Genomic DNA, 3,180 nt, shown 5'->3' with positions numbered 1-3,180 from the left:
TCGGCCTATTAGTACCGGTCAGCTTCACGAGTCTTTAGTCCTCGCTTCCACATCCGGCCTATCAACCCAGTGGTCTGGCTGGGGGCCTCTCACACACAAGGTGTATGGAAATCTCATCTTGAAGCGAGCTTCCCGCTTAGATGCTTTCAGCGGTTATCCCATCCGAACGTAGCTAATCAGCGGTGCACTTGGCAGTACAACTGACACACCAGAGGTTCGTCCGTCCCGGTCCTCTCGTACTAAGGACAGCCCTTCTCAAATTTCCTGCGCGCGCAGCGGATAGGGACCGAACTGTCTCACGACGTTCTAAACCCAGCTCGCGTACCGCTTTAATGGGCGAACAGCCCAACCCTTGGGACCTACTCCAGCCCCAGGATGCGACGAGCCGACATCGAGGTGCCAAACCATGCCGTCGATATGGACTCTTGGGCAAGATCAGCCTGTTATCCCCGAGGTACCTTTTATCCGTTGAGCGACGGCCATTCCACAATGTACCGCCGGATCACTAGTCCCGACTTTCGTCCCTGCTCGAGATGTCTCTCTCACAGTCAAGCTCCCTTGTGCACTTACACTCGACACCTGATTGCCAACCAGGCTGAGGGAACCTTTGGGCGCCTCCGTTACTTTTTAGGAGGCAACCGCCCCAGTTAAACTACCCATCAGGCACTGTCCCTGACCCGGATTACGGGCCGAAGTTAGATGTCCAAAGTGACCAGAGTGGTATTTCAACGATGACTCCACCCGAACTGGCGTCCGGGCTTCAACGTCTCCCACCTATCCTACACAAGCCACTCCGAACACCAATACCAAACTATAGTAAAGGTCTCGGGGTCTTTCCGTCCTGCTGCGCGTAACGAGCATCTTTACTCGTACTGCAATTTCGCCGAGTTTATGGTTGAGACAGCGGGGAAGTCGTTACTCCATTCGTGCAGGTCGGAACTTACCCGACAAGGAATTTCGCTACCTTAGGATGGTTATAGTTACCACCGCCGTTTACTGGGGCTTAAATTCTCAGCTTCGCCTTGCGGCTAACCGGTCCTCTTAACCTTCCAGCACCGGGCAGGAGTCAGTCCGTATACATCGTCTTGCGACTTCGCACGGACCTGTGTTTTTAGTAAACAGTCGCTTCCCCCTGGTCTCTGCGGCCCCGCCACGCTCCGGACAGCTAGTGTCCATCACGATAGGGGCCCCCCTTCTCCCGAAGTTACGGGGGCATTTTGCCGAGTTCCTTAACCATAATTCTCTCGATCGCCTTAGTATTCTCTACCTGATCACCTGTGTCGGTTTGGGGTACGGGCGGCTAAAACCTCGCGTCGATGCTTTTCTCGGCAGCATAGGATCACCGGATCCCCCCATACGGGGGTCCCATCGGGTCTCAGGCATCATGAACAGCGGATTTGCCTACCGTTCGCCCTACATCCTTAGACCGGGGCAACCATCGCCCGGCCCGGCTACCTTCCTGCGTCACACCTGTTAATACGCTTGCCTCCCAGGTTTCGGTCCCGCGCTCCACCAAAACCCTTCACCCACAAGGGGTGTCGGGCAGGTCTCGGGCGGTTAGTATCCCCTGTTCAACATGGGCGGTTTTTCGCCGGTACGGGAATATCAACCCGTTGTCCATCGACTACGCCTGTCGGCCTCGCCTTAGGTCCCGACTTACCCAGGGCAGATTAGCTTGACCCTGGAACCCTTGATCATTCGGCGGACGGGTTTCTCACCCGTCTTTCGCTACTCATGCCTGCATTCTCACTCGTGTAGGCTCCACCGCTGGTTTACACCGCGACTTCACTGCCCACACGACGCTCCCCTACCCATCCAGACGCCTGAACCACAAGGGCTTAGCAAAAATCTGAATGCCACAACTTCGGCGGTGTACTTGAGCCCCGCTACATTGTCGGCGCGGAATCACTTGACCAGTGAGCTATTACGCACTCTTTTAAGGATGGCTGCTTCTAAGCCAACCTCCTGGTTGTCTTCGCAACTCCACATCCTTTCCCACTTAGCACACGCTTAGGGGCCTTAGTTGGTGGTCTGGGCTGTTTCCCTCTCGACTATGAAGCTTATCCCCCACAGTCTCACTGCTGCGCTCTCACTTACCGGCATTCGGAGTTTGGCTGACGTCAGTAACCTTGTAGGGCCCATTAGCCATCCAGTAGCTCTACCTCCGATAAGAAACACGCAACGCTGCACCTAAATGCATTTCGGGGAGAACCAGCTATCACGAAGTTTGATTGGCCTTTCACCCCTACCCACAGCTCATCCCCTCCATTTTCAACTGAAGTGGGTTCGGTCCTCCACGACGTCTTACCGTCGCTTCAACCTGGCCATGGGTAGATCACTTCGCTTCGGGTCTAGATCACGCCACTGCAACGCCCTATTCAGACTCGCTTTCGCTACGGCTTCCCCACACGGGTTAACCTCGCGACGTAACACTAACTCGCAGGCTCATTCTTCAAAAGGCACGCCGTCACAACTACAAGGCTGCTCCGACGGATTGTAAGCACACGGTTTCAGGTACTGTTTCACTCCCCTCCCGGGGTACTTTTCACCTTTCCCTCACGGTACTGGTCCGCTATCGGTCATTAGGGAGTATTTAGGCTTATCAGGTGGTCCTGACAGATTCGCACGGGATTTCTCGGGCCCCGTGCTACTTGGGATACTCTCCAGGCGGCGTGCAAACATTTCGGTTACGGGGCTCACACCCTCTCTGGCCGGCCTTTCAAGACCGTTCACCTATGCCCACGCTCTCACCCCACTGTCCCGGCAGAGACAGAACGGAAAGTCCCACAACCCCGACCATGCAACGCCCGCCGGCTATCACACATGGAACGGTTTAGCCTGATCCGCGTTCGCTCGCCACTACTAACGGAATCACTATTGTTTTCTCTTCCTGCGGGTACTGAGATGTTTCACTTCCCCGCGTTCCCTCCACGCACCCTATGTGTTCAGATGCGGGTCACCAGGCAACTCGCGCCCCTGGCGGGGTTTCCCCATTCGGACACCCTGGGATCACAGTCCGGTTATCGACTCCCCCAGGCTTATCGCAGATTCCTACGTCCTTCTTCGGCTCCTAATGCCAAGGCATCCACCGTGTGCTCTTAAAAACTTGACCACAAAAGATCAAGGAGTAATTTCGAGAGAACCACAGAAACCAACCACACCACAACAACACCACCCAAC

At 55.4% G+C, this 3,180-nt stretch carries 1 rRNA gene; it reads right to left on the bottom strand.

The features are described from left to right. Window positions 1-3,112 (bottom strand): 23S ribosomal RNA (locus tag AB0O44_RS16150); the annotation flags it as partial. Window positions 3,113-3,180 lie beyond the last annotated feature (68 nt).

The sequence above is a fragment of the Arthrobacter sp. NPDC080082 genome (genome assembly GCF_040686595.1).
GTDB lineage: Bacteria > Actinomycetota > Actinomycetes > Actinomycetales > Micrococcaceae > Arthrobacter.
This window is presented reverse-complemented; position numbering and strand designations above follow the sequence as displayed.